This is a genomic window from Nocardioides convexus (genome assembly GCF_011090295.1).
Map to the genome: position 1 here is coordinate 4,221,836 of NZ_JAAMYA010000001.1, position 18,476 is coordinate 4,240,311.

Sequence of the window (18,476 nt, forward strand, 5' to 3'; positions counted from 1 at the left end):
GCGCGCTGCCGGCTGTCGTTGGTTGCGCTCAGCCGCGCTGCCGGTGATTTCCTGCCTCAGGTGGGTGCGCTCGCGGTCGATCGAGAAATCTGTGCGTGCTCGGCGTGTCGAGTGGAAATTACAGCCTTGTAGTTACTCACGATCCCTTCCCAGGGCCGTGTGACGCATGTGAAAGTTGCTACTCGTGTGACAACTTCCCCGCACACACGTCTGGAGCAGAGCATGTCGACGTACACCCCGGAGCGCCCTGAGAAGGGTCATCGGCTGAGGTTCATCACGCTCAGCCAGCAGACTGTTGGCGCTGGCTGTCGTGGTCGCGGTGCTGACCCCGGCCGCGCGCACGGTCACCATGGACGTGCGCCCTGTCGAGCCGGCGAACGTGATCCCCGGCCGGGTCGCGCTGCAGGCGGCGCCGATCGAGGTGCCGACCAAGCCCGTCGACGGCGAGGTGAACCAGTACCCGCTCACGACGCCGCACGGCAAGGAGACCTCGGTGAGGGCCGAGAAGTCCCTGCGCGTTGCCCGGCAGTGGACGGCGGGCAGCGGCGAGGAGGTCGTCAACAGCGACGTCGTCCCGGTCGAGGGGTACGGCACCGTGGGCGTCACCTGGGCGCCGGGCACGAAGGTCGCCGACGACGCCATCGACGTCAAGGTGCGCACCAAGACCGGCGACACCTGGTCGGGCTGGACCGACGCGGAGTACCACGACGAGCACGGCCCCGACCCGCGCACCGAGGAGGGCAAGAAGGCCCGTCCCGGCACCGACGCGCTGCTGGTCGGCGAGGTCGACGCGGTCCAGGTCAAGGTGACCAGCGAGGACGCCGCACCGGCCGACATGAGTGCTCGCGGTCATCGACCCGGGCAACGCGGCCAGCACGGCCAAGGAGGCGCCGGCGATCGACACCGCCCGGCTGCCCTCGGCCACCGGCGCGAGCACGCCGCCGAGCACGGACCTCAGCACGCCCGCCGCCGACCCGAGCACACCCGCCACGCCGGCGACCGACCCGAGCGAGCAGCCCGGGACCGACGGTGGCGACCTCTCGCTGCAGGCCGGCGTCTACACGCCGCGGCCGAAGATCTACTCCCGCGCCCAGTGGGGCGCCGACGAGCGGATCCGGGACAAGCCCTCGCTGAGCCTACTACGAGGTGCACGCCGGCTTCGTCCACCACACGGTGAACGCCAACAACTACACCGCGGCGCAGGTGCCCGGCATCATCCGGGGCATCTACAACTACCACGTCAAGACCCGGGGCTGGAGCGACATCGGCTACAACTTCCTGGTCGACAAGTTCGGCCGCATCTGGGAGGGCCGGTACGGCGGCGTGGACCGCCCCGTCGTCGGCGCGCACACCCAGGGCTACAACCAGTACTCCTTCGCCATGTCGGCCATCGGCAACTACGACGTCGCGGCCCCGAGCAGCGCGATGATCACGGCCTACGCCCAGGCTCTTCGCGTGGAAGGCTCTCGCTCCACGGCATCAATGCCGCGAGCACCGTGCAGCGCGTGGGCAGCCGCAACTTCCAGGCCATCAACGGCCACCGCGACGCGGGGCAGACCGCCTGTCCGGGCAAGTACCTCTACGCCCAGATACCGAACATCCGCAAGCGAGCCGCGGCGCTGCAGGCCAGCCTGGGTCGGGCGCAACCTGGAGTCGAACTTCGTCGGCGTCGTCCAACCCGACATCGTCGCGCGACGCACCTCCGACGGTCGCGGCATCGTGCTCCCGATCCGGCAGAGCGGCACCAGGTACGTCTTCTCCAACCCGATCGACACCGGCCAGAGCCTTCAAGGGCCTGAAGAAGATCTGGAAGGCGGGCGACTGGGACCGCGACGGCAAGGTCGACGTCCTCGGCATCCGTTCGAGCGACAACATGCTGGTGCTCTACCGCGGTCTCGGTGGCGGCAAGGCTCGCCGCGCCGCGGAACCTGGTGGCCAGTGCGGGCAAAGCTCGCCCTGCTGGCGCCGGTCGGCGACGTCACCGGTGACGGGTGGCCGGACATGATGGGCCAGCCGCCGGGCGGCACCATGCGGATCTACCCGGGGTGGTCCCTGGCGGGCTTCAAGACCAGCCTACCCGGCGTACTCCGCGGTGGCCACCGGCACCCACATCGGCGTCGGCCGCTGGGACGGCGGCGACGGCGCGCCGGACAGCATGATCCGCCGCGGAGGCAAAGCCTGACCGTCTACTACGGCAACGGCCCGGGCGGCTGGACGTCGAGCAAGGCGGTCCCGCAGAGCGTCGCCGGCTTCGACTGGCTGCTCGGGGTGTCCAGCGTCGACAGCGACGGGCACACCGACTTCCTGGGCCGCAACGCGACGACGGACAACGTCTACTGGATGCGCGGTACGTCGGCCGGGCTCCAGGAGGGACAGGCTGATCGGCCGCCAGGCCGGTTACGACCTGGCCGGCTAGTCCGGTCCAGGCTCGTCCTGGTCGCTCAGGCGGGGAAGCGGGCAGTGGCACGCTCGGCGGCGTAGGCCGCCTCGAGCGGGCCCTGCTCGGCCCGGGCGACCAGGACGAGCGAGCCGCCCTGGGTGAGCGGCTCGCAGAAGGTGGCGGGCTCCGTGACGGGGTTCGCGACCGAGAGGAGGCGGCCGCCGCCGACCAGCGTGCCGGCGGCTGCCTCTCTCCACAGCGTGGCCTGGGAGGGCCCGGGGTCGAGGGCGAGGTCGTCCCCGGCCGGCGGGTCGTAGGCGACGAACGCGTCGGGCTGCGACCAGATCTCCACGCCGACGTCGTGCACCCCGGCGGGCAGCGGCTCGGCGAAGCGCACGCCCAGTGGCAGCAGCGCGCAGGCCAGCACCGCGGTGTCGGCGGCCTGCGCGGCCCAGTCCGCGACCGTGTCCGGGCCGCAGACGACGGCGTGCAGGTCGGCACCCGGCTGCGGCGACGGTACGACGACGAGGCCCGCGCTCCACGCCGCACCCAGGAAGACGGTGCCCAGCCAGTGTGGCGGCAGGTCGATCCCGACCCGGTCGCCGCGCTCCGTGCCGAGCTCGTCGACGAGCAGGGAGCCGGCCTTGGCCACCCAGTTGGCCCAGGTCGTCACCGACAGACTCGACCCGCTCTCCGGTGGCGTGGTCGTAGAAGGTCACCAGCGGCTGGCCGGGGTCCTGGCGCAGCCGCTGGGCGAGGACGTCGGGAAATGTGGTCTGCACCCCGGTGGTCACGTCCCAAAGATAGGGTGCGCCCCATGGTCGCTGACGAGATCCCCGGCTTCTGGGCCGTGGTCCCCGCCGGTGGAGCCGGCACCCGGCTCTGGCCGCTGTCCCGCTCCGGCTCCCCGAAGTTCCTCCACGACCTGACCGGCTCCGGCCGGACGCTGCTGCAGCAGACCTGCGACCGCCTGGCGCCGTACGTCGGCGACCGGGTCCTCGTCGTCACGGGCACCGCCCACCGCGAGGCGGTACGACGCCAGCCTGCACGAGCCTGCCGGAGGACGCCGTCCTCGCCGAGCCCTCGGCGCGCGACTCCATGGCCGCGATCGGCCCGGCCGCCGCGGTGCTCGAGCAGCGCGGTGCCGAGGTGATGGGCTCCTTCGCCGCCGACCACGTGATCGCCGAGACCGAGCGCTTCGGTGCCGCGGTCGCCGACGCGGTGGCCGCCGCGCGCGACGGCTGGCTGGTGACGATCGGGATCGAGCCGGCGTTCGCCTCCTCCGCCTTCGGCTACATCCACCAGGGCGAGCCGCTCGACGCCCACCCGGAGGTGCGCCGGGTGGTGGAGTTCGTGGAGAAGCCGTCGGTGCCGGTCGCCGAGGAGTACCTCGCGACCGGCAGCTACCGCTGGAACGCCGGCATGTTCGTGGTCCGCCCCACCGTCCTGCTCGACCTGCTCGCCGAGCAGGACCCGGAGTTCGCCGCGAACCTGCGCGCGATCGCTGCCGCGCCGGAGCGTCTCGAGGAGCCTGTGGGAGAGGCTGCCGCGGATCGCCATCGACCACGCCATCGCCGAGCCCGCGGCCGCCGCCGGCAAGGTCGCCACCGTTCCGGGCGCCTTCGGCTGGGACGACATCGGCGACTTCGACTCCCTCGCGAGCCTGCTCGGCGAGCAGGAGGCGCTCACCGTGCTGGGGGACGAGACCCTGGCCCAGGTCCGCGGCGCGAGCGGCATCGTCGTGCCAGGCTCCGGGCGGGTGGTCGCGGTCATCGGCCTCGACGACGTCGTCGTGGTCGACACCCCGGACGCCCTCCTGGTCACCACCCGCGCCCGCGCGCAGGAGGTCAAGGCCGTCGTCGCGGCCCTGAAGGACCAGGGTCGCCACGACCTCACGTAGCCGGCGAACTCGGAACGGCGCCGGCCCGGAGCCGGAGGAAGCGAGGCACGAGCGACCGGAGGCGCAGGGAGGCGCGGTTCCGAGCGCCGGCCGGCTTGCCGCCAGGTGGAGGCAGGACCTACGGAAGCCAACCGCGCGCGGCAGCGCGGCGGAGCGGAGCGACGACGCGCTCGCGCAGTCCAAACTCAGTAGACGAAGGGCTCGGGGGCGTCGGTGAAGGGGTACTTCAGCATGAAGTCCTTGAGCGCCTTGCCGCTGGCCTCGGAGCAGTACTGCCAGATGCCGTAGGACTTGCTGGCGGCGGCGTCGTTGCGCCAGTGCGTGAACGCGATGTGCTGACCCTTGGGGAAGGCTCTTGCCGGTCTCCTTGGAGTCGGCCTTCGTCCACGGGGCGGCCTTGAACTTGAGCCGCTGGTTGGTGTCGTTGGCGTCAAGGGTGGCGGCCATCGCCTTGATCGCGGCGATCTCGCTGGAGTCCTTGGCGGCGGTCTCGTCGTACCAGAGGATGGTGTAGCCGTGCTCCAGGTTGTGCACGAGCGACTCGAGCTCGGGGCGGCTGCTCGCGGTGTAGTAGCGGTCCGTGATCGGCGCAGGCGCCAGGCCCGCCTCATTCCAGTGCTTGCCGAAGGCCGGCGGCGCGTCGTCGTACTTCACCTGCTGGGTGGAGGGGACGTGCTCACCGCTGCCGGTGGCCTCCTTCTCCGTGATCTTGCCGCACGCGCTGGCGGGCGCGCCGATGTCGGCGAGGTCCTTGCCGGAGTAGCGCGCCTTCTCGATCGCGGTCTTCACCGGGCTGTACGCCGCGGCGCCCACGATGAGCAGGGCGACGAGCACGCACACCCCGACGATGGCCCTGCCCTGACGCTTCTCGGCGCTCTTCTGCTTGCGCCGGATCTCGTCGATGACTTGACGGCGGTCCGACTTCTCGGACTTGCTGGACTTGGCCACGGGTCGGGTACCTCGTCTTGGTGGGTGCGCGGAACGCGGGAAGTCTACGTACTGAGTGGGCGAAGTCGCAGGTCGGCACCGTCTTCGGCCACGGACCAGCCGTGGGCGAAGGCGACGATGTCGATCGCGGCGCGCCGTTCGGAGCCACACCGTACGTCGTCCACCGCCTCCGTGTGCGCGTCGAGCCCGGCGCGGCGCAGCGCGGCGGCGAGCTCTCCTCGGCGGTGACGGGGGAGCCGAAGGGCGCACGGTCCTCCGGTGCACCGCCGACGGCGCGGACGACGGCCTCGCGGGCGCCGTACCCGAACAGGTCGGCGCCCTCGGCGCGGATCAGCGCGACGGCGCCGGGCCCGTCCTCGCCGGCGGGCAGGACGAGGTCGGCGCGGCCGCGGACCACGGCGCAGGGGCGGGCGCCGAGCCTTGCCCTGGGCGAAGCTCGACGGCACCGGCGATCTCGTCGGCGACGGCGGGGGCGGTGACGGCGAGCTCGTTGCCGTGCGCGTCGACGCGGCCCGCGAAGGACTCCAGCACCCGCAGCCCGGCGGCCCCGATCGCGATGTCGGTCTGGCCCTCGCGCCAGGCCCGGCCGGCGGTGTCGGTGACGACGACGGCGACGTTGGCGCCGGTGCGCTCGGCGATGGCGCAGCGCAGGGCACGGGCCGAGGCGTCCGGGTCCTCCGGCAGCAGCACGACGGACCCGGTGGCGACGTTCGAGGCGTCGATCCCGGCCGCCGCCATGGTCAGCCCGAGCCGGTTGCGCACGATCCGGGTGAGCCCACGCAGGGCGACCAGGCGGACCGTCTCGGCCTCGATCCAGTCGTCGCGCTCGCCGGCGACGACCCGCCCCTCGGCCTTGCTCACGACCTTGCTGGTGACGACGAGGACATCGCCGTCGGTCAGGTCGAGCAGCGGCAGCAGCACGGCGGCCAGGTCGGTGCCGGCGGTGATCTCGGGGACGCCGTCGGGCGCGAGGACCGTGAGCGTGCCGGGCATCAGCGGACCAGGTCGACGGCGGCCGCCGCCATCGCCGCGGTCGCGTCGTGGTCGGTCATCATGAGCGGGACGGCGGCGGTGGCGATCCCGGCCGCCTGCAGCCGGGAGACCTGATCGGCGTCGCGGGTGTCGACCAGCCAGCCGTCGAGGACGCCGCCCTGCGCCCGGGCGCCGTAGTTGAGCCCGACGCCGGCCGCGCTCACCTCCACCCCGATCGAGGTCAGCATCTGCGCGGCCATCCCGCGCACGTGGGAGGAGCCGACGATGGGGGAGAGGCCGACGACGCGGGCGTCGGTGGCGCGCACCGCGTCGCGCAGCCCGGGCACGCCGAGGATGGTGCCCACCGACACCACAGGGTTCGACGGTGGCAGCACGACCAGGTCCGCCCCGGAGATCGCCTCCAGCACGCCCGGCGCGGGCGTCGCCTGGTCGAGACCGACGAAGACCACCGTCTCGGCGGGCACCTCGGCGCGCAGCCGGACCCAGTACTCCTGGAAGTGCACGACCCGCCGGCCGCTGGGCTCCGCGGCGTCGGCGATCGCGACGTGGGTCTCCGCGCGGTCGTCGGTCATGGGCAGCAGGGTGAGCGTGTCGCCGTACGCCGGCCGCAGCCAGCGGTCGCACAGCGCCTGGGTGACCTGGGAGAGCGGGTAGCCCGCGTCGAGCAGCCTGGGTGCGCACCAGGTGGGTGGCGATGTCGCGGTCGCCGAGGCCGAACCAGGTCGGCTCCACGCCGTACCTGGCCAGGCTCCTCCTTGGCGCTCCAGGTCTCCTCGCGGCGGCCCCACCCGCGCTCCAGGTCGATGCCGTCGCCGAGGGTGTACATCACGGTGTCGAGGTCGGGGCAGACCTTGAGGCCGTGGACGTACCAGTCGTCGCACGTGTTGGCGATCACCGTCACCCGCGCGTCGGACGCGACACCGGGCAGTGAACCGGCGGTGATGCCGTGCAGGAGGCCCTGCAGGAACTTGGCCCCACCCATGCCGCCGGACAGGACCGTGATCTCCCGGATGCTCGGATCCGGTGTCGTCGTGCTCGATTCCACGAGAGCCAACTGTGCCCTGTACGCAGGGACGATCGTCCTGCGGGGCCGCGTATAGCAGACCTGGCCTTGACTCCTGGGGTATGACACATATGTAATTCCAAGTGTGTCGTTCGGGCACGGGGTCGAGTCTGTAAGGGGCGGAATCGTGAGAGAACTCTTCCTGGTCGAGGCAGAGACCGACGAGCCTGGGGTGGCAGGAGCGCGCACTGTGCGCGCAGACCGACCCCGAGGCGTTCTTCCCGGAGAAGGGGGGATCGACGCGAGAGGCCAAGAAGGTCTGCCTGACGTGCGAGGTGCGTCTGGAGTGCCTCGAGGCTGCGTTGGGCAATGACGAGAGGTTCGGTATCTGGGGCGGACTGTCGGAGCGTGAGCGCCGCAAAGCCTGAAGAAGCGGGCCGTCTGAGGTACCCCCGGCACCGGGGTCAGGCCCACGTCTGACGGTTCGCCCCCTTCGGACCGTCCCACGTAGGGTCTGACCTCGTGTCGCAAGAAGTTCGGGTCGCCGTCCTCCTCGTGAGCCACGACGGCGCCTCGTGGCTGCCGGCCGTCCTCGACGGCATCAAGGCCCAGACCGCCGCGCTCGACGCGGTGGTGGCCGTCGACACCGGCAGCAAGGACGGCAGTCCGGAGTCGATCCGCGACGCCCTCGAGAGCCACGTGCCGCTCGCCGTGCGCCGGGTCCCGGGCAGCACCGGCTTCCCCGACGCCGTCGCCGACGGCCTGGGCGCCCTCGCCGAGGCCGGGCGCACCCCGGACTGGATCTGGATCCTCCACGACGACGCGAACCCCGCGCCGACCGCGCTGCAGGAGCCTGCTCGCCGCGGCCGCTCAGCGCCCGGAGGCCGACATCCTCGGCCCCAAGCCTGCGCGAGTGGCCCTCGCTGCGGCGTCTTCTCGAGCCTGGGCGTCACGATCAGTGGCACCGGCCGGCGCGAGACCGGCCTGGAGCGCGGGGAGTACGACCAGGGCCAGCACGACGAGGTGCGCGAGGTGCTCGCGGTCAACACCGCGGGGATGCTCGTGCGCCGTACCGTGCTGGAGGAGCCTGGGCGGTCTCGACCCCGAGCTCCCCATCTTCGGCAACGACGTGGACCTGGGCTGGCGGGCCGCGGCCGCCGGCCGGACCACCCTGATCGTCCCGCAGGCGGTGGTCTTCCACGCCGAGGCGGCCCACCGCGGCGTACGACGCACCCCGCTGACCGGTCGTCACACCCACTTCCAGGAGCGCCAGGCGGCGCTGTTCACCCTGCTCGCCAACGCCCGCGGCGCGGCGCTGCCGTTCCGCGTCGTGCGGCTGGTGCTCGGCACCGCGCTGCGGATGGTCGGCCTGCTCTGCGTGCGTGCGGTCGGCGAGGCGCTCGACGAGGCTGCCGCGCTGGTCGCGGTGCTGCGTCACCCCGGCCGGGTGCGCGCCGCACGCCGGACCCGCAAGGACGCGGTCGCCGCGCTGCGGGGCAGCCAGGGACCCGACCGGGCACGGGTACGACGCCTGCTGGCCCCGTGGTGGCTGCCCTACCGGCACGGCCTGGACCTGCTCGGCGACCTGGTCGCCGCCGCGACCAACCAGGCCGCCGACGTCGCCGAGCGGCGCCGTGCGGCCGCCGCCGAGCGGGACGCCGGCACCGCGCCGCCCGCTGCCCGCCACCGCGACGAGGACGACGACTACGCCGACACCGGCTGGGTGGTCCGCTTCCTCACCAACCCCTACGCCGTCGTCACGGCCCTCGTGGTGATCGCCCTGCTCATCGGCGTGCGCGACGTCTACGGCGGGTTCAGCGGCGGCGCGCTCTCGCCCGCGCCCGGCTCGGCCGGCGACTGGTGGCGCCTGCACACCGAGTCCTGGCACCCGATCGGCTTCGGCTCCGAGGTGCCCGCGCCGCCGTACGTCCTCGGCCCTCGCGGTGCTCGGCCTGCCGTTCGGCCCGGGCACCCTGATCAGCCTGCTGATGGCGCTGTCCGCACCGGTCGCGCTGTGGGGCGCGTGGCGCTTCCTGCGCGTGGTCGGCCGCCTCGTCACGCCGTACGGCGCCCCGCGCTGGCTCCTGCTGTGGGGCTCGGTCACGTGGGCGCTCGTCCCGCTCGCCTCGGGCGCGTGGGGTGGCGGCCGCTGGGGGATCGTGGTCGCCTCGGCCGTGCTGCCGTGGATGGCGCACGCCGCCCTGGGCTTCGCCGACCCCGACGCCGCGCACCGCTGGCGCGCCGGGTGGCGCACCGGGCTGCTGCTCGCGCTGCTGACCGCCGTCGCGCCGCCGGCCTGGCTGCTGCTGGCCGTGCTGATCGCGGTGCTGCTGGGCTTCGCGGTCCGGCTGGTGCCCGGCGAGGTGCGCGAGCGCTCGGTGTGGGGCCCGCCGGTGGCCGCGCTCGTGGTGCCGCTCCTGGTGCTCGTGCCGTGGTGGCTGCCGGCGCTCGTCCAGGGCGCAGGTCGCGGGCTGCTGCTCGACGTGGGCCGCTGGCCGACCGCCGCGAGCTCCGGCTGGGACCTGCTCGCCGGGCGCTTCGGCGACCTCGGTGCCCCAACCGCCGTCGGCTTCGTGCTGCCGGCCCTCGCCCTGCTCTCGCTCGTGCCGCGGGCGACCCGGATCCCGGTCGTCGTGTGCTGGATCGTGGCCGCCGTGACGGCCGTGGTCGGCGTACCGCTCGCGATGACGTCGATCGGTGTCGCCGGTGGCCACGGCCAGCAGCCGGGCCTGGGCGCCGTGCTGCTCGTGCTCCAGGGCGCCTGGCTCACCGCGACCGTCCTCGGCGGGCTCGCCCTGCACCACCTCGGCGACCAGCGGCGTCGGGTCCAGGCCGGGCTCGCCGTCGCCGGGATCGCCGGCCTCGTCGCCCCCGTGGTCGGCCTGGTGTGGTTCGCCGGCTGGGGCGGGGAGGACCTGAGCGGCGACCCGCCCTCCGATGTCCCCGTCTACATGGCGCAGCGCGCCGAGCGCGGCGACCAGGACGGCATCCTGGTGCTGCGCGGCAGCGTCGCCGACGGACTGCGCTACGAGGTGCACCGCGGTGACGGGGTCACCCTCGGCGAGGACGAGATCGCCGGCCTCACGCCGGAGGACGCCGACGTCACCGCCACCATCCGCAGCCTCGTCACCGCCCCCGACCCGGACGCCGTCGCCGGTTTGTCGCGGCGCGGCATCCTCTACGTCGTGCAGGCCGAGCCCGCCGACGGCACCGTGTCCGCCAGCCTCGACGCGACCAGCGGCCTGGACCAGGCCGACTCCAGCCGCGGCACCCGGGCCTGGCAGGTCGACCCGCAGCCCGGACCGCTCCCCGAGCACTCCTCGTGGGTGCGGCTGCTGCTCCCTGGTCGTCCAGGGCCTGGCCATCCCGGTGCTCGTCGTGCTCGCCCTGCCGCCCCTGCGAAGGAGCCGGAATGACTGACACCCCGAAGGGCGGCCGGCGCGCCTCGATCACCCCGCAGCGCCGGATCGACCTGCTCGTCGCGCTCGCCATCGCCGCCCCGGCCGTCGTCGCGATCAGCATCGCCACGATCGGCGGCGAGGAGAACCCGCTCGCCGGGCCGCAGCCGCCGACCACCTCCGCGCTCACCTCCTCCACCGTCGTGTGCCCCGCCGGGCTCAGCGGCGCCGACGGTGCGGTCCGGCTCGCCCGGGTCCCCGGCGTCGCGGGCGGCGAGTCTCACCGCCGGCGAGCAGACGGTCACCGTCGCGCCGGGGCGCAGCGTCGTCGTACCGGGCAGCGAGGCGGCGACCGTCGTCTCCGGCAAGGGCGCCGCGGCGCCCGGCATCGCCGCCGGCCGCGAGGGGCGGCTCGCGCTGCCCGAGTGCCGCGCGCCCGGGTACGACGAGTGGTTCGTCGGCGTCGGCGCCTCGGCCCGCTACGCCACCACCGTCGAGCCTGGTGAACCCCGACGACGGCGACGCGGTCGTGGACCTGGTCCTCCAGGGTGCGACCGGGCCGGTCGACGCGCCGGCCCTGCGCGGCATCGAGGTGCCGCCCAACGGCGTGCGCCGCATCGACCTCGCCCGGACCGCCCCCAACGCCCAGGTCACCGCCGCCCACCTGACGGTCGTGCGCGGCCGGATCACGGCCACCGCGCGCAACACCTGGGACCCGCTGGGCCGCGGCCGGGTCACCACCGACTTCCTGCCCGCCGACGCCGAGCCCGCGACCGCGAGCCTGCTGCTCGGGCTGCCCGCCAAGCCGGCGCAGCCCACGCTGCACCTCGCCAACCCCGGCGAGGACGAGGCCCGGGTGAGCGTCCGCTTCGTCACCAAGGACGCCGTCTTCACCCCGACCGGCGCCCCCGACATCAGGGTCGCGCCGCAGTCCTACCGCGCCGTCGACCTGTCCCGCCTGCTCAGGGGCGCTGCCGCCCAGGGCGTGGTCGGGATCGCGCTGGAGTCCAGCGCGCCGGTCGCCTCCTCGGTGCAGGCGCTCGTCGACGACGACCTGGTGCTGCTCGCGCCCGTGCCGCCGCTGCGCCGGCCCGGGGCGGTCGTCGTACCGGTGGGGGAGAAGACGATGGTCCTCGGCGGGGCCGAGCGCACGGGCGTCATCCACGTGACGGCGTACGACGCCGCGGGGAAGGCGCTCGGCGACCTGCAGGTCGAGATCGGCCCGGACCGCGCGGTGAGCGTCAAGCCTTCCCGCCGCGGCGGTCGAGGTCACCGTCGAGCCCCGCAACACCTCGATCCGGGGCGTCGTGTCGGTCCCGGCCTCCGGCGGGAAGGGCGGGCTGGCGACGCTGCGGCTGCGCCCGGCGGAGCCTGCAGGCGGAGATCCCGGCCGTCCGGCCCGACTAGCCGCGCGCTCTCGCCGACGTCTCAGTCGTCGTCGGTCGGGTAGCGGGGATCGACCTCGGAGGGCTCGATGCCGAGCAGACTCGGCGACCTGCTCCACCACGACGGTGAGGATGATCGCCTCCAGGCTCGGCGCGGTCCTGGGCGCGGTGCTCGAGGGGACGGCGGAAGACCACCAGCCGGGTCGGGGTGCCGCCCGAGCCCCGGACCAAGGAGGACAGCGGCACCCGCGCCGCGTCCCAGTCGTCGGGCAGCCTGCGGGATGTCCTCGACGGCGTACTCCACCAGGCCCAGGTGGCTCGACCACCGCTCGTCGACCTCGGTGACGACGTCGAGCAGGATCCGGTCGAACACCTCGCGCCGCGCGCGCGGCCGCGGCGGGCGGTGGTCCAGCGACGGCCAGGCTCAGCGGGAGCACCGCCGGCCCGCGCATGCCGCGCCCGCGCCGGTCGCGCCGGGGGCGGGCCGCCGCGGCTCCGTCGTCTGCAGTCATGATCAGCGAGCCTATCCAGGTCCGGGCGCCCGGACCGGTACCGTCGGCGCCGTGAGCGCGATTCCGGCACCGCACGGCCTGCGGACCTGCTCGCGCACGGCGTGCTCCCGCCGCGCGGTGGCCACCTTGACCTACGTGTACGCCGACTCCACGGCCGTGCTGGGCCCGCTCGCCACCTTCGCCGAGCCGCACGCCTACGACCTGTGCGACCAGCACAGCGAGCGGCTGTCCGCGCCCCGGGGCTGGGAGGTGGTGCGGCTCGCGCTCGGCACCCAGCAGTCCGGGCCCAGCGGTGACGACCTGCTCGCCCTCGCCGACGCGGTCCGCGAGGCCGCCCGCCCGGTCCCGCCGCGGGCGCCCGAGCCGCAGCGCGAGAGCGGCCGCGAGGTCGCCCGCAAGGGCCACCTGCGTATGTTGACGACCGATTGAGTGCACTAGTGTCCCGGTCATGGCCAGCGCCACGACCTCACCGGACAACCTGAGCAAGGTCTTCAAGGCCTACGACGTCCGCGGCATCGTCGGGGAACAGACTCGACGAGGACCTCGCCCGGGCCACCGGCGCGGCGTACGTCGAGGTGCTCGGCGTCGAGTCCCTCGTCATCGGCTACGACATGCGGCCCAGGCTCGCCGACCCTCGCCGGTGCCTTCGCCGACGGCGCGACCAGCGCGGGCGCGGACGTCACGATGATCGGTCTCGCCTCCACCGACCAGGCTCTACTTCGCCTCCGGCCACCTCGGCCTGCCCGGCGCGATGTTCACCGCGAGCCACAACCCCGCGCAGTACAACGGCATCAAGATGTGCCGCTCCCACGCCCAGCCGGTCGGCATGGAGAGCGGTCTCGCCGAGATCCGCGACCGGGTCGCCTCCGGTGCGCCCGCTGCCGCGGCCGGCCGGGTCGGCTCGATCACCTCCCACGACGTGCTGCAGGCCTATGCCGCGCACCTGCTGGCGCTCGCGCCGGTCGAGGGCCGCAGGATCAAGGTCGTCGTCGACGCCGGCAACGGGATGGCCGGGCACACCGCGCCCGCCGTCTTCGACCGGCTGGCCGACCGGGTCGAGATGGTCCCGATGTACTTCGAGTCTGGACGGCACCTTCCCGAACCACGAGGCCAACCCGATCGAGCCCGCCAACCTGGTCGACCTGCAGAAGCGAGTCCTGGCCGAGGGGGCGGACATCGGCCTGGCCTTCGACGGCGACGCCGACCGCTGCTTCCTCGTCGACGAGCGGGGCGAGCCTGGTCTCGCCCTCCACGCTGACCGCGCTCATCGCGGCCCGCGAGACTCGCCAAGGAGCCGGGCTCCACGATCATCTACAACCTGATCACCTCCCGCGCTGTCCCCGAGATCGTCACCGAGCTCGGCGGGACCCCGGTCCGCACCCGGGTGGGGCACTCCTTCATCAAGGCCCGGATGGCCGAGACCGACGCGATCTTCGGCGGCGAGCACAGCGGGCACTTCTACTTCCGCGACTTCTGGCGCGCCGACTCCGGGATGCTCGCGGCCCTGCACGCGATGGCGGCGCTGGCCGAGGCCGACGTACCGCTCTCGGAGCCTGCTGGCGGCCTACGAGCGCTATCCGCTCAGCGGCGAGATCAACAGCACCGTCGCCGACCAGGACGCCGTGCTCGCTGCGCTCGAGTCCGGCTGGGGTGCGCGCGAGGGCGTCAGCATCGACAAGCCTCGACGGGCTCAGCGTCAGCCACGCCGACTGGGCGTTCAACGTGCGCGCTTCCAACACCGAGCCGCTGCTGCGGCTCAACGCCGAAGGGAAGGACGAACCCACCATGGCCCGAGTCCGCGACGAGGTCCTCGCCACCATCCGGGGCGAGCAGTGAGCGCCCCCGAGCTTCTCGCCGGAGCCTGCTGGCGATCATCGTGTGCCCGAACGACCGTGGCGAGTCTCACGCTCACCCCCGCCGGCGAGGGCGACGAGTTCGGTCTGCGGCAGCCTGCGGCCTGGCCTACCCCGTGCGCGACGGCATCCCGGTGCTGCTCGTCGACGAAGCCCGCAAGCCCGCCTGAGCCGGGCGGGACGAGGGAGCGCGCGATGGTCTGGTTCGACGAGTCACGTCTGGACGACGAGGCGGCCCTCGGGTCGGCCGACCTGCGGCTGCGCACCCTGGCCGAGTCCGGGGCACGGGTACGACGCGAGGTCGATGCCGCCGCGTCCGCGATCGCCGAGGCGGTGTCCCGCGTCGGCGAGAGCCGCCCGCGCGCCGTCATCGCCGCCGGCCCCGACTCCCGGCTGCTGCGCGCGGTGCTGGAGCCGTTCTGCCCGGTGCCCTTCGTCGCGTGGCCCTCACCGGCCCTGCCCGGCTGGGCCGGCAGCCTCGACCTGGTCGTGGTGCTCGCCCCCGAGGGTGGGGACGCCGGCACCGCGCTCGCGGTCGCCGAGGCCGCCCGCCGCGGTTGCCAGCTCGTCGTCGCCACCCCGCGCGAGTCCGTCGTCGCCGAGCACGCCACCGGCCGGTGGACCACGCTGCTGCCGATCAGCACCGGCGACCAGACTCGCCACCGCGGTCGCCATGCTCTCGTTCCTCGACCAGGTCCAGGCTCGGCCCCAGCGCCGAGCCGGACGCCGTCGCGGAGGCGCTGGACGCCGTCGCCATCGCCTGCTCCCCGCACCGCGACATCTCGATCAACCCGGCCAAGATGCTGGCCATCTCCCTGGCCGACGCCAGCCCGCTGATCTGGGGCGGCTCGGTGCTCGCCGCGCGGGCGGCCCGGAGGGTGGCGGAGTCGATCCGTCGTACCTCCGGACGGACGGCGCTCGCCGGCGACGCCGAGCACCTGCTGCCCGTCATCGAGGCGGCCCGTCCGCGCAACGTGTTCGCCGACCCCTTCGCCGACGACGCGGGGGAGCGGCGCCCGGTCCTGGTGCTGCTGGACGACGGTGCCGACGACCCCGTCGTGCACCACCAGCGGCTCCGCCTCGAGGAGGCGGCCCGCGGGCACGACGTGCGCGTCGAGCACGTCGCCAGCGAGGCGGCCGAGGACGTGGGCCGCTACGCCTCGCTGCTGCTGCACGGCACCTACGCCGCGGAGTACCTGCGCCTGGGCCTCGTCGCCGACTGAGACGCTCCTCACGCCGCGTTCGCGGGGGATTCTGGGTCTCTCCTCAGGTTGGCGGGGTACCAACGGGGGATGGCCGTTTCCCGCGACCCCTGGCTCGACAACGCGAAGATGGGACTCATCGTCCTCGTGGTCCTCGGACACACGTGGGCACTGCTGCCCTCCGACGCGACCGCGGGACACCTCTACGACTTCGTCTACCTGTGGCACATGCCGGCCTTCGTGTTCCTGTCGGGCTACCTCTCGCGCAGGCTGGCGCTACAGCCCGGTCAAGATGTGGCAGCCTGGTCAGCACCCTGCTCGTGCCGTACGTCCTCTTCGAGGGCGCGCTCGCCTGGTTCCGCCTGCAGTTCGGCGGCGAGCAGCTGCAGGACCTGTGGCTCGATCCGCACTTCCCGATGTGGTACCTCCTCGCGCTGGTCGTGTGGCGCCTGCTGACCCCGGTGTTCCGCCCGCTGCCGGGCGCCTTCCTGGTCGCCGTCGGCATCGCCGTCGGGAGCGGATTCCTCACCGGTGAGTGGATGGCCTGGATGGACCTGCCCCGGATCCTCGGCTTCCTGCCGTTCTTCGTGCTCGGCCTCAAGACCTCGCCCGAGGGCCTGGAGTGGCTGCGCGGCCGCTTCCCGGCGTTGCTCGGCGTCGTCACCTTCGGCGTGATCGCCGTCCTCGCCGTCAACATCGATCGCTGGGCCGACACCTCCTACCTCTACCAGCGCCCCTACGAGCCTGATGGACGTCACGGACTCGACCGCCATCGTGACCCGGCTGCTGGTCCTCGCGGTCGGCCTCGCCGGCACCTACGCCTGGCTCGCCGTCACCCCGCGCGTCGGTGGCTGGTTCGCCGCGATGGGCGCCGCCACGATGACCGTCTACCTGTTCCACGGCTTCGCCGTGAAGGGCCTGCAGTACGCCGGCTTCCCGGAGTGGGCCGACGCTCACCCCGGGCTCGGCCTGCTCGCCGCGACGGCCTTCGCGCTCGTCGTGGCTCTGGGCCTGGCGGCGCCTCCGGTGCAGCGGCTGCTGAACCACGTGGTCGACCCCTTCGGCATCGCCGAGCGCCGGGTCCGGGCCGCGGTGGACCTGGCGGTCGTCGTACGCGAGGGCGAGGAGGCGGAGCACGCAGACTCAGCCCGAGCCTGGCCGCCCGGTAGCCTTCGGGCCATGAGCGCTGGCCTCTTCGGACTCCTCGACGACGTCGCTGCCATCGCGAAGATGGCCGCCGCCTCGATCGACGACGTCGGCGCCGCCGCCGGCAAGGCGACCACCAAGGCCGCCGGTGTGGTCATCGACGACACCGCGGTCACCCCGCAGTACGTCCAGGGTGTCGCCGCCGAGCGCGAGTCTGCCGATCGTCAAGCAGATCGCGATCGGCTCGATCCGCAACAAGTTCGCTGATCATCCTGCCCGCGGCCCTGCTGCTCAGCGAGTTCGCGGACTTCCTGCTGCCCATCATCCTGATGGCGGGTGGCACCTTCCTCGCCTACGAGGGCGCGCACAAGGTCTGGCACCTCTTCTCCCGTGGCGAGCACCACGAGACCCCGGTCGCCGAGGTCGGGCCCGAGGCCGAGAAGACGATGATCGCCGGCGCGATCCGCACCGACCTCATCCTCTCCGCCGAGATCATGGTGATCTCGCTCGCCTCCGTCGAGGACGAGAGCCTTCCTCGCCCGGCTCGCGATCCTCGTCGTGGTCGCGATCGTCATCACCATCGCGGTCTACGGCGTGGTCGCGCTCATCGTGAAGATGGACGACACGGGCCTCCTGCTCGCCCAGCGCGACTCCGCCGCCGCGCAGAAGGTCGGCCGCGCCCCGGTCGCCGCCATGCCCCGCCTGCTCGCGATCATCTCCGTCGTCGGCACCGTCGCCATGCTCTGGGTCGGCGGCCACATCCTGCTCGCCAACCTCGACGAGGCGGGCTGGTGGCACGCGCCGTACGGCTGGGTGCACGACGTGGAGCACCACGTGAAGCACGCCGTCCACGGCTTCCTCGGCAGCGTGCTCGCCTGGCTGGCCAACACCGGCATCTCCGCGGTCGTCGGCCTGGTCGTCGGCTCGGTGGTCGTGCTGGTCGTGCGGCTCCTGCCGTTCACCGGCGACAAGGACCCCATCGAGCGGTACGACGCCGACGAGACTGCGACCTGAGGGCCGGTCCGACCCGACACCCGGGGTCGCCACCACGGCTCCGTACCGGTTCCGATATCGCTCTTGACGGCCGCGTTTCCGGGAAGTTAGGTTTCGGCCGCATGCCTCTCGGTGTGTCAGATGATGTCTGATCGACATTGCTGAACTCAACCGCAGACTCACTGCGGTTCGCGCAAGGGGCAGTGGGATGGGTTTCTCGGGGACTCGGTCGTCCGCATGGGCTACGCGGTGGGCGCTGGCGGCCTTGGTCTCGTCGGCTCTCGTGCTCACGCCTCAGTCGGCACCGGTCGTGGCGGCGGCCCTGACCGCAGCCCCGTCCACGGCGGAGCCGTCAGACGGCTCGGCCGAGTTGGCGGAGGCGGCGCGGACGGGTGACGCGGTCGTCGTGGAGGACTGGACGACGGAGACCTCCGAGGTCGAGGCGCTGCCCTCGGGGCAGTTCAAGGCCACGATCTCCGCGGATACGGCGCGGGTCAAGCAGGGCGACGCGTGGGCGGACGTCGATCTCAGTCTGCGCAAGCGTGCTGACGGGATGCTCGAGCCGAAGGTCGCCGTGGGCGATGTCGTGCTGTCGGGTGGTGGAGATGCGGGCTCGACGCTGGCGAGGATGAGCGTGGAAAGCGGTTCGTACGAGGTGCAAGCGCCGTTCGCGCTGCCGGCCCCGACGCTGCATGAGGATACGGCGGTGTATGCCGATGTCCTGCCGGACCTCGACCTGGTAACAACCGCTAGCGCTACCGGG

24 protein-coding genes and 6 pseudogenes are annotated in these 18,476 nt (G+C 73.2%); 23 read left to right on the forward strand and 7 right to left on the reverse strand.

Translation table 11 applies throughout. The features are described from left to right. Window positions 1-310: 310 nt before the first annotated feature. Window positions 311-1,177, forward strand: a complete 867-nt coding sequence (locus G5V59_RS31330) for a hypothetical protein (protein WP_278259061.1) — start codon at window positions 311-313, stop codon at window positions 1,175-1,177. Next, the gene (locus G5V59_RS31335) at window positions 1,147-2,481 is read left to right on the forward strand and encodes an N-acetylmuramoyl-L-alanine amidase (protein ID WP_278259062.1); all 1,335 of its coding nucleotides are present in this window, start codon (window positions 1,147-1,149) and stop codon (window positions 2,479-2,481) included. The genes G5V59_RS31330 and G5V59_RS31335 overlap by 31 nt, the downstream gene beginning before the upstream one ends. Here the strand turns inward: G5V59_RS31335 and G5V59_RS31340 are convergent. Then, entirely contained in the window at window positions 2,442-3,053 is a 612-nt protein-coding gene (locus tag G5V59_RS31340) for a TIGR03089 family protein (protein ID WP_278259063.1), read from the reverse strand. The genes G5V59_RS31335 and G5V59_RS31340 overlap by 40 nt on opposite strands. 144 nt (window positions 3,054-3,197) lie before the next feature. Between G5V59_RS31340 and G5V59_RS31345 the strand changes: the two genes are divergently transcribed. The 3 genes and pseudogenes from G5V59_RS31345 to G5V59_RS31355 all read left to right on the forward strand — a co-directional run bounded on the left by G5V59_RS31345 (window position 3,198) and on the right by G5V59_RS31355 (window position 4,280). Continuing rightward, entirely contained in the window at window positions 3,198-3,533 is a 336-nt protein-coding gene (locus tag G5V59_RS31345; protein ID WP_278259064.1) for a sugar phosphate nucleotidyltransferase, read from the forward strand. Beyond that, window positions 3,479-3,829 (forward strand): annotated as a pseudogene (locus tag G5V59_RS31350) (sugar phosphate nucleotidyltransferase); the annotation flags it as partial. The gene G5V59_RS31345 and the pseudogene G5V59_RS31350, both read left to right, overlap by 55 nt. A 343-nt stretch (window positions 3,830-4,172) precedes the next feature. After that, the gene (locus G5V59_RS31355) at window positions 4,173-4,280 is read left to right on the forward strand and encodes a hypothetical protein (protein ID WP_278260172.1); all 108 of its coding nucleotides are present in this window, start codon (window positions 4,173-4,175) and stop codon (window positions 4,278-4,280) included. A gap of 498 nt (window positions 4,281-4,778) precedes the next feature. On the opposite strand, the pseudogene G5V59_RS38115 reads toward G5V59_RS31355, so the two are convergent. From G5V59_RS38115 to G5V59_RS31380, 5 genes and pseudogenes are all read right to left on the reverse strand, one after another. Then, window positions 4,779-5,069, reverse strand: a pseudogene (locus tag G5V59_RS38115) (DUF3105 domain-containing protein); the annotation flags it as partial. After that, the gene (locus tag G5V59_RS31365; protein WP_278259065.1) at window positions 4,957-5,625 is read right to left on the reverse strand and encodes a hypothetical protein; all 669 of its coding nucleotides are present in this window, start codon (window positions 5,623-5,625) and stop codon (window positions 4,957-4,959) included. The gene G5V59_RS31365 and the pseudogene G5V59_RS38115, both read right to left, overlap by 113 nt. After that, a complete protein-coding gene (cofE, locus tag G5V59_RS31370) occupies window positions 5,559-6,221 on the reverse strand; it encodes a coenzyme F420-0:L-glutamate ligase (protein WP_278259066.1) in 663 nt (220 codons plus the stop codon). Before cofE ends, G5V59_RS31365 begins: the two co-directional genes overlap by 67 nt. Continuing rightward, window positions 6,221-6,889 carry a 2-phospho-L-lactate transferase CofD family protein gene (locus tag G5V59_RS31375; protein ID WP_278260173.1) on the reverse strand — a complete coding sequence of 223 codons (669 nt, stop codon included), beginning with the start codon at window positions 6,887-6,889 and terminating at the stop codon, window positions 6,221-6,223. The genes cofE and G5V59_RS31375 overlap by 1 nt, the downstream gene beginning before the upstream one ends. Next, window positions 6,790-7,266 (reverse strand): 2-phospho-L-lactate transferase CofD family protein, encoded by a 477-nt coding sequence (locus G5V59_RS31380; RefSeq protein WP_278260174.1) that lies wholly within the window; start codon window positions 7,264-7,266, stop codon window positions 6,790-6,792. The genes G5V59_RS31375 and G5V59_RS31380 overlap by 100 nt, the downstream gene beginning before the upstream one ends. A gap of 185 nt (window positions 7,267-7,451) precedes the next feature. Between G5V59_RS31380 and G5V59_RS31385 the strand changes: the two genes are divergently transcribed. From G5V59_RS31385 to G5V59_RS31405, 5 genes are all read left to right on the forward strand, one after another. Next, window positions 7,452-7,652: a WhiB family transcriptional regulator gene (locus G5V59_RS31385; protein WP_278260175.1), complete on the forward strand. Its 201-nt coding sequence runs from the start codon at window positions 7,452-7,454 to the stop codon at window positions 7,650-7,652. A 94-nt stretch (window positions 7,653-7,746) separates the two neighbouring features. After that, window positions 7,747-9,201, forward strand: a complete 1,455-nt coding sequence (locus G5V59_RS31390) for a glycosyltransferase (protein WP_278259067.1) — start codon at window positions 7,747-7,749, stop codon at window positions 9,199-9,201. After that, window positions 9,168-10,640 carry a hypothetical protein gene (locus G5V59_RS31395; protein WP_278259068.1) on the forward strand — a complete coding sequence of 491 codons (1,473 nt, stop codon included), beginning with the start codon at window positions 9,168-9,170 and terminating at the stop codon, window positions 10,638-10,640. The genes G5V59_RS31390 and G5V59_RS31395 overlap by 34 nt, the downstream gene beginning before the upstream one ends. Continuing rightward, entirely contained in the window at window positions 10,637-11,128 is a 492-nt protein-coding gene (locus G5V59_RS31400) for a hypothetical protein (protein WP_278259069.1), read from the forward strand. The genes G5V59_RS31395 and G5V59_RS31400 overlap by 4 nt, the downstream gene beginning before the upstream one ends. Beyond that, window positions 11,125-12,072 carry a DUF5719 family protein gene (locus G5V59_RS31405; RefSeq protein ID WP_278259070.1) on the forward strand — a complete coding sequence of 316 codons (948 nt, stop codon included), beginning with the start codon at window positions 11,125-11,127 and terminating at the stop codon, window positions 12,070-12,072. Before G5V59_RS31400 ends, G5V59_RS31405 begins: the two co-directional genes overlap by 4 nt. Here the strand turns inward: G5V59_RS31405 and G5V59_RS31410 are convergent. Next, entirely contained in the window at window positions 12,051-12,380 is a 330-nt protein-coding gene (locus G5V59_RS31410) for a hypothetical protein (protein ID WP_278259071.1), read from the reverse strand. The two genes, G5V59_RS31405 and G5V59_RS31410, sit on opposite strands and share 22 nt — an antisense overlap. Window positions 12,381-12,579: 199 nt before the next feature. Between G5V59_RS31410 and G5V59_RS31415 the strand changes: the two genes are divergently transcribed. The 13 genes and pseudogenes from G5V59_RS31415 to G5V59_RS31475 all read left to right on the forward strand — a co-directional run bounded on the left by G5V59_RS31415 (window position 12,580) and on the right by G5V59_RS31475 (window position 17,734). Further along, entirely contained in the window at window positions 12,580-12,948 is a 369-nt protein-coding gene (locus tag G5V59_RS31415; RefSeq protein ID WP_278260176.1) for a DUF3499 domain-containing protein, read from the forward strand. Window positions 12,949-12,967: 19 nt separating this feature from the next. Beyond that, a complete protein-coding gene (locus G5V59_RS31420) occupies window positions 12,968-13,207 on the forward strand; it encodes a hypothetical protein (RefSeq protein WP_278259072.1) in 240 nt (79 codons plus the stop codon). 63 nt (window positions 13,208-13,270) lie between these two features. Then, window positions 13,271-13,327: pseudogene (locus G5V59_RS31425) on the forward strand (hypothetical protein); the annotation flags it as partial. A 124-nt stretch (window positions 13,328-13,451) separates the two neighbouring features. Beyond that, on the forward strand, window positions 13,452-13,841 hold the full coding sequence (locus G5V59_RS31430) for a hypothetical protein (protein ID WP_278260177.1): 390 nt from the start codon (window positions 13,452-13,454) through the stop codon (window positions 13,839-13,841). A gap of 23 nt (window positions 13,842-13,864) precedes the next feature. Further along, window positions 13,865-14,014, forward strand: a pseudogene (manB, locus tag G5V59_RS31435) (phosphomannomutase/phosphoglucomutase); the annotation flags it as partial. A gap of 155 nt (window positions 14,015-14,169) precedes the next feature. Further along, window positions 14,170-14,355, forward strand: coding sequence for a hypothetical protein (locus G5V59_RS38120; RefSeq protein WP_341351074.1), 186 nt, complete (start codon window positions 14,170-14,172; stop codon window positions 14,353-14,355). A 115-nt stretch (window positions 14,356-14,470) separates the two neighbouring features. After that, window positions 14,471-14,542, forward strand: a pseudogene (locus G5V59_RS38125) (Trm112 family protein); the annotation flags it as partial. 25 nt (window positions 14,543-14,567) lie between these two features. Beyond that, window positions 14,568-15,209: a hypothetical protein gene (locus G5V59_RS31450; protein WP_278259074.1), complete on the forward strand. Its 642-nt coding sequence runs from the start codon at window positions 14,568-14,570 to the stop codon at window positions 15,207-15,209. Continuing rightward, entirely contained in the window at window positions 15,173-15,595 is a 423-nt protein-coding gene (locus G5V59_RS31455; RefSeq protein ID WP_278259075.1) for an SIS domain-containing protein, read from the forward strand. Before G5V59_RS31450 ends, G5V59_RS31455 begins: the two co-directional genes overlap by 37 nt. Before the next feature lie 143 nt (window positions 15,596-15,738). Then, window positions 15,739-16,743 (forward strand): hypothetical protein, encoded by a 1,005-nt coding sequence (locus G5V59_RS31460; protein ID WP_278259076.1) that lies wholly within the window; start codon window positions 15,739-15,741, stop codon window positions 16,741-16,743. Between the two features lie 10 nt (window positions 16,744-16,753). Further along, window positions 16,754-16,987: a DUF808 family protein gene (locus G5V59_RS31465; protein WP_278259077.1), complete on the forward strand. Its 234-nt coding sequence runs from the start codon at window positions 16,754-16,756 to the stop codon at window positions 16,985-16,987. Between the two features lie 56 nt (window positions 16,988-17,043). After that, window positions 17,044-17,184: pseudogene (locus G5V59_RS31470) on the forward strand (DUF808 family protein); the annotation flags it as partial. Window positions 17,185-17,278: 94 nt separating this feature from the next. After that, window positions 17,279-17,734: a DUF808 family protein gene (locus G5V59_RS31475; RefSeq protein ID WP_278259078.1), complete on the forward strand. Its 456-nt coding sequence runs from the start codon at window positions 17,279-17,281 to the stop codon at window positions 17,732-17,734. Window positions 17,735-18,476: the final 742 nt, after the last annotated feature.

Bases quoted from the DNA above. Each gene is read 5' to 3' on its own strand.
- G5V59_RS31345 (WP_278259064.1), top strand. From the start codon at position 3,198: ATGGTCGCTGACGAGATCCCCGGCTTCTGGGCCGTGGTCCCCGCCGGT.
- cofE (WP_278259066.1), bottom strand. From the start codon at position 6,221: ATGCCCGGCACGCTCACGGTCCTCGCGCCCGACGGCGTCCCCGAGATC.
- G5V59_RS31400 (WP_278259069.1), top strand. From the start codon at position 10,637: ATGACTGACACCCCGAAGGGCGGCCGGCGCGCCTCGATCACCCCGCAG.
- G5V59_RS31420 (WP_278259072.1), top strand. From the start codon at position 12,968: ATGGCCAGCGCCACGACCTCACCGGACAACCTGAGCAAGGTCTTCAAG.
- G5V59_RS31430 (WP_278260177.1), top strand. From the start codon at position 13,452: ATGCCGCGCACCTGCTGGCGCTCGCGCCGGTCGAGGGCCGCAGGATCA.
- G5V59_RS31450 (WP_278259074.1), top strand. From the start codon at position 14,568: ATGGTCTGGTTCGACGAGTCACGTCTGGACGACGAGGCGGCCCTCGGG.
- G5V59_RS31455 (WP_278259075.1), top strand. From the start codon at position 15,173: ATGCTGGCCATCTCCCTGGCCGACGCCAGCCCGCTGATCTGGGGCGGC.
- G5V59_RS31465 (WP_278259077.1), top strand. From the start codon at position 16,754: ATGAGCGCTGGCCTCTTCGGACTCCTCGACGACGTCGCTGCCATCGCG.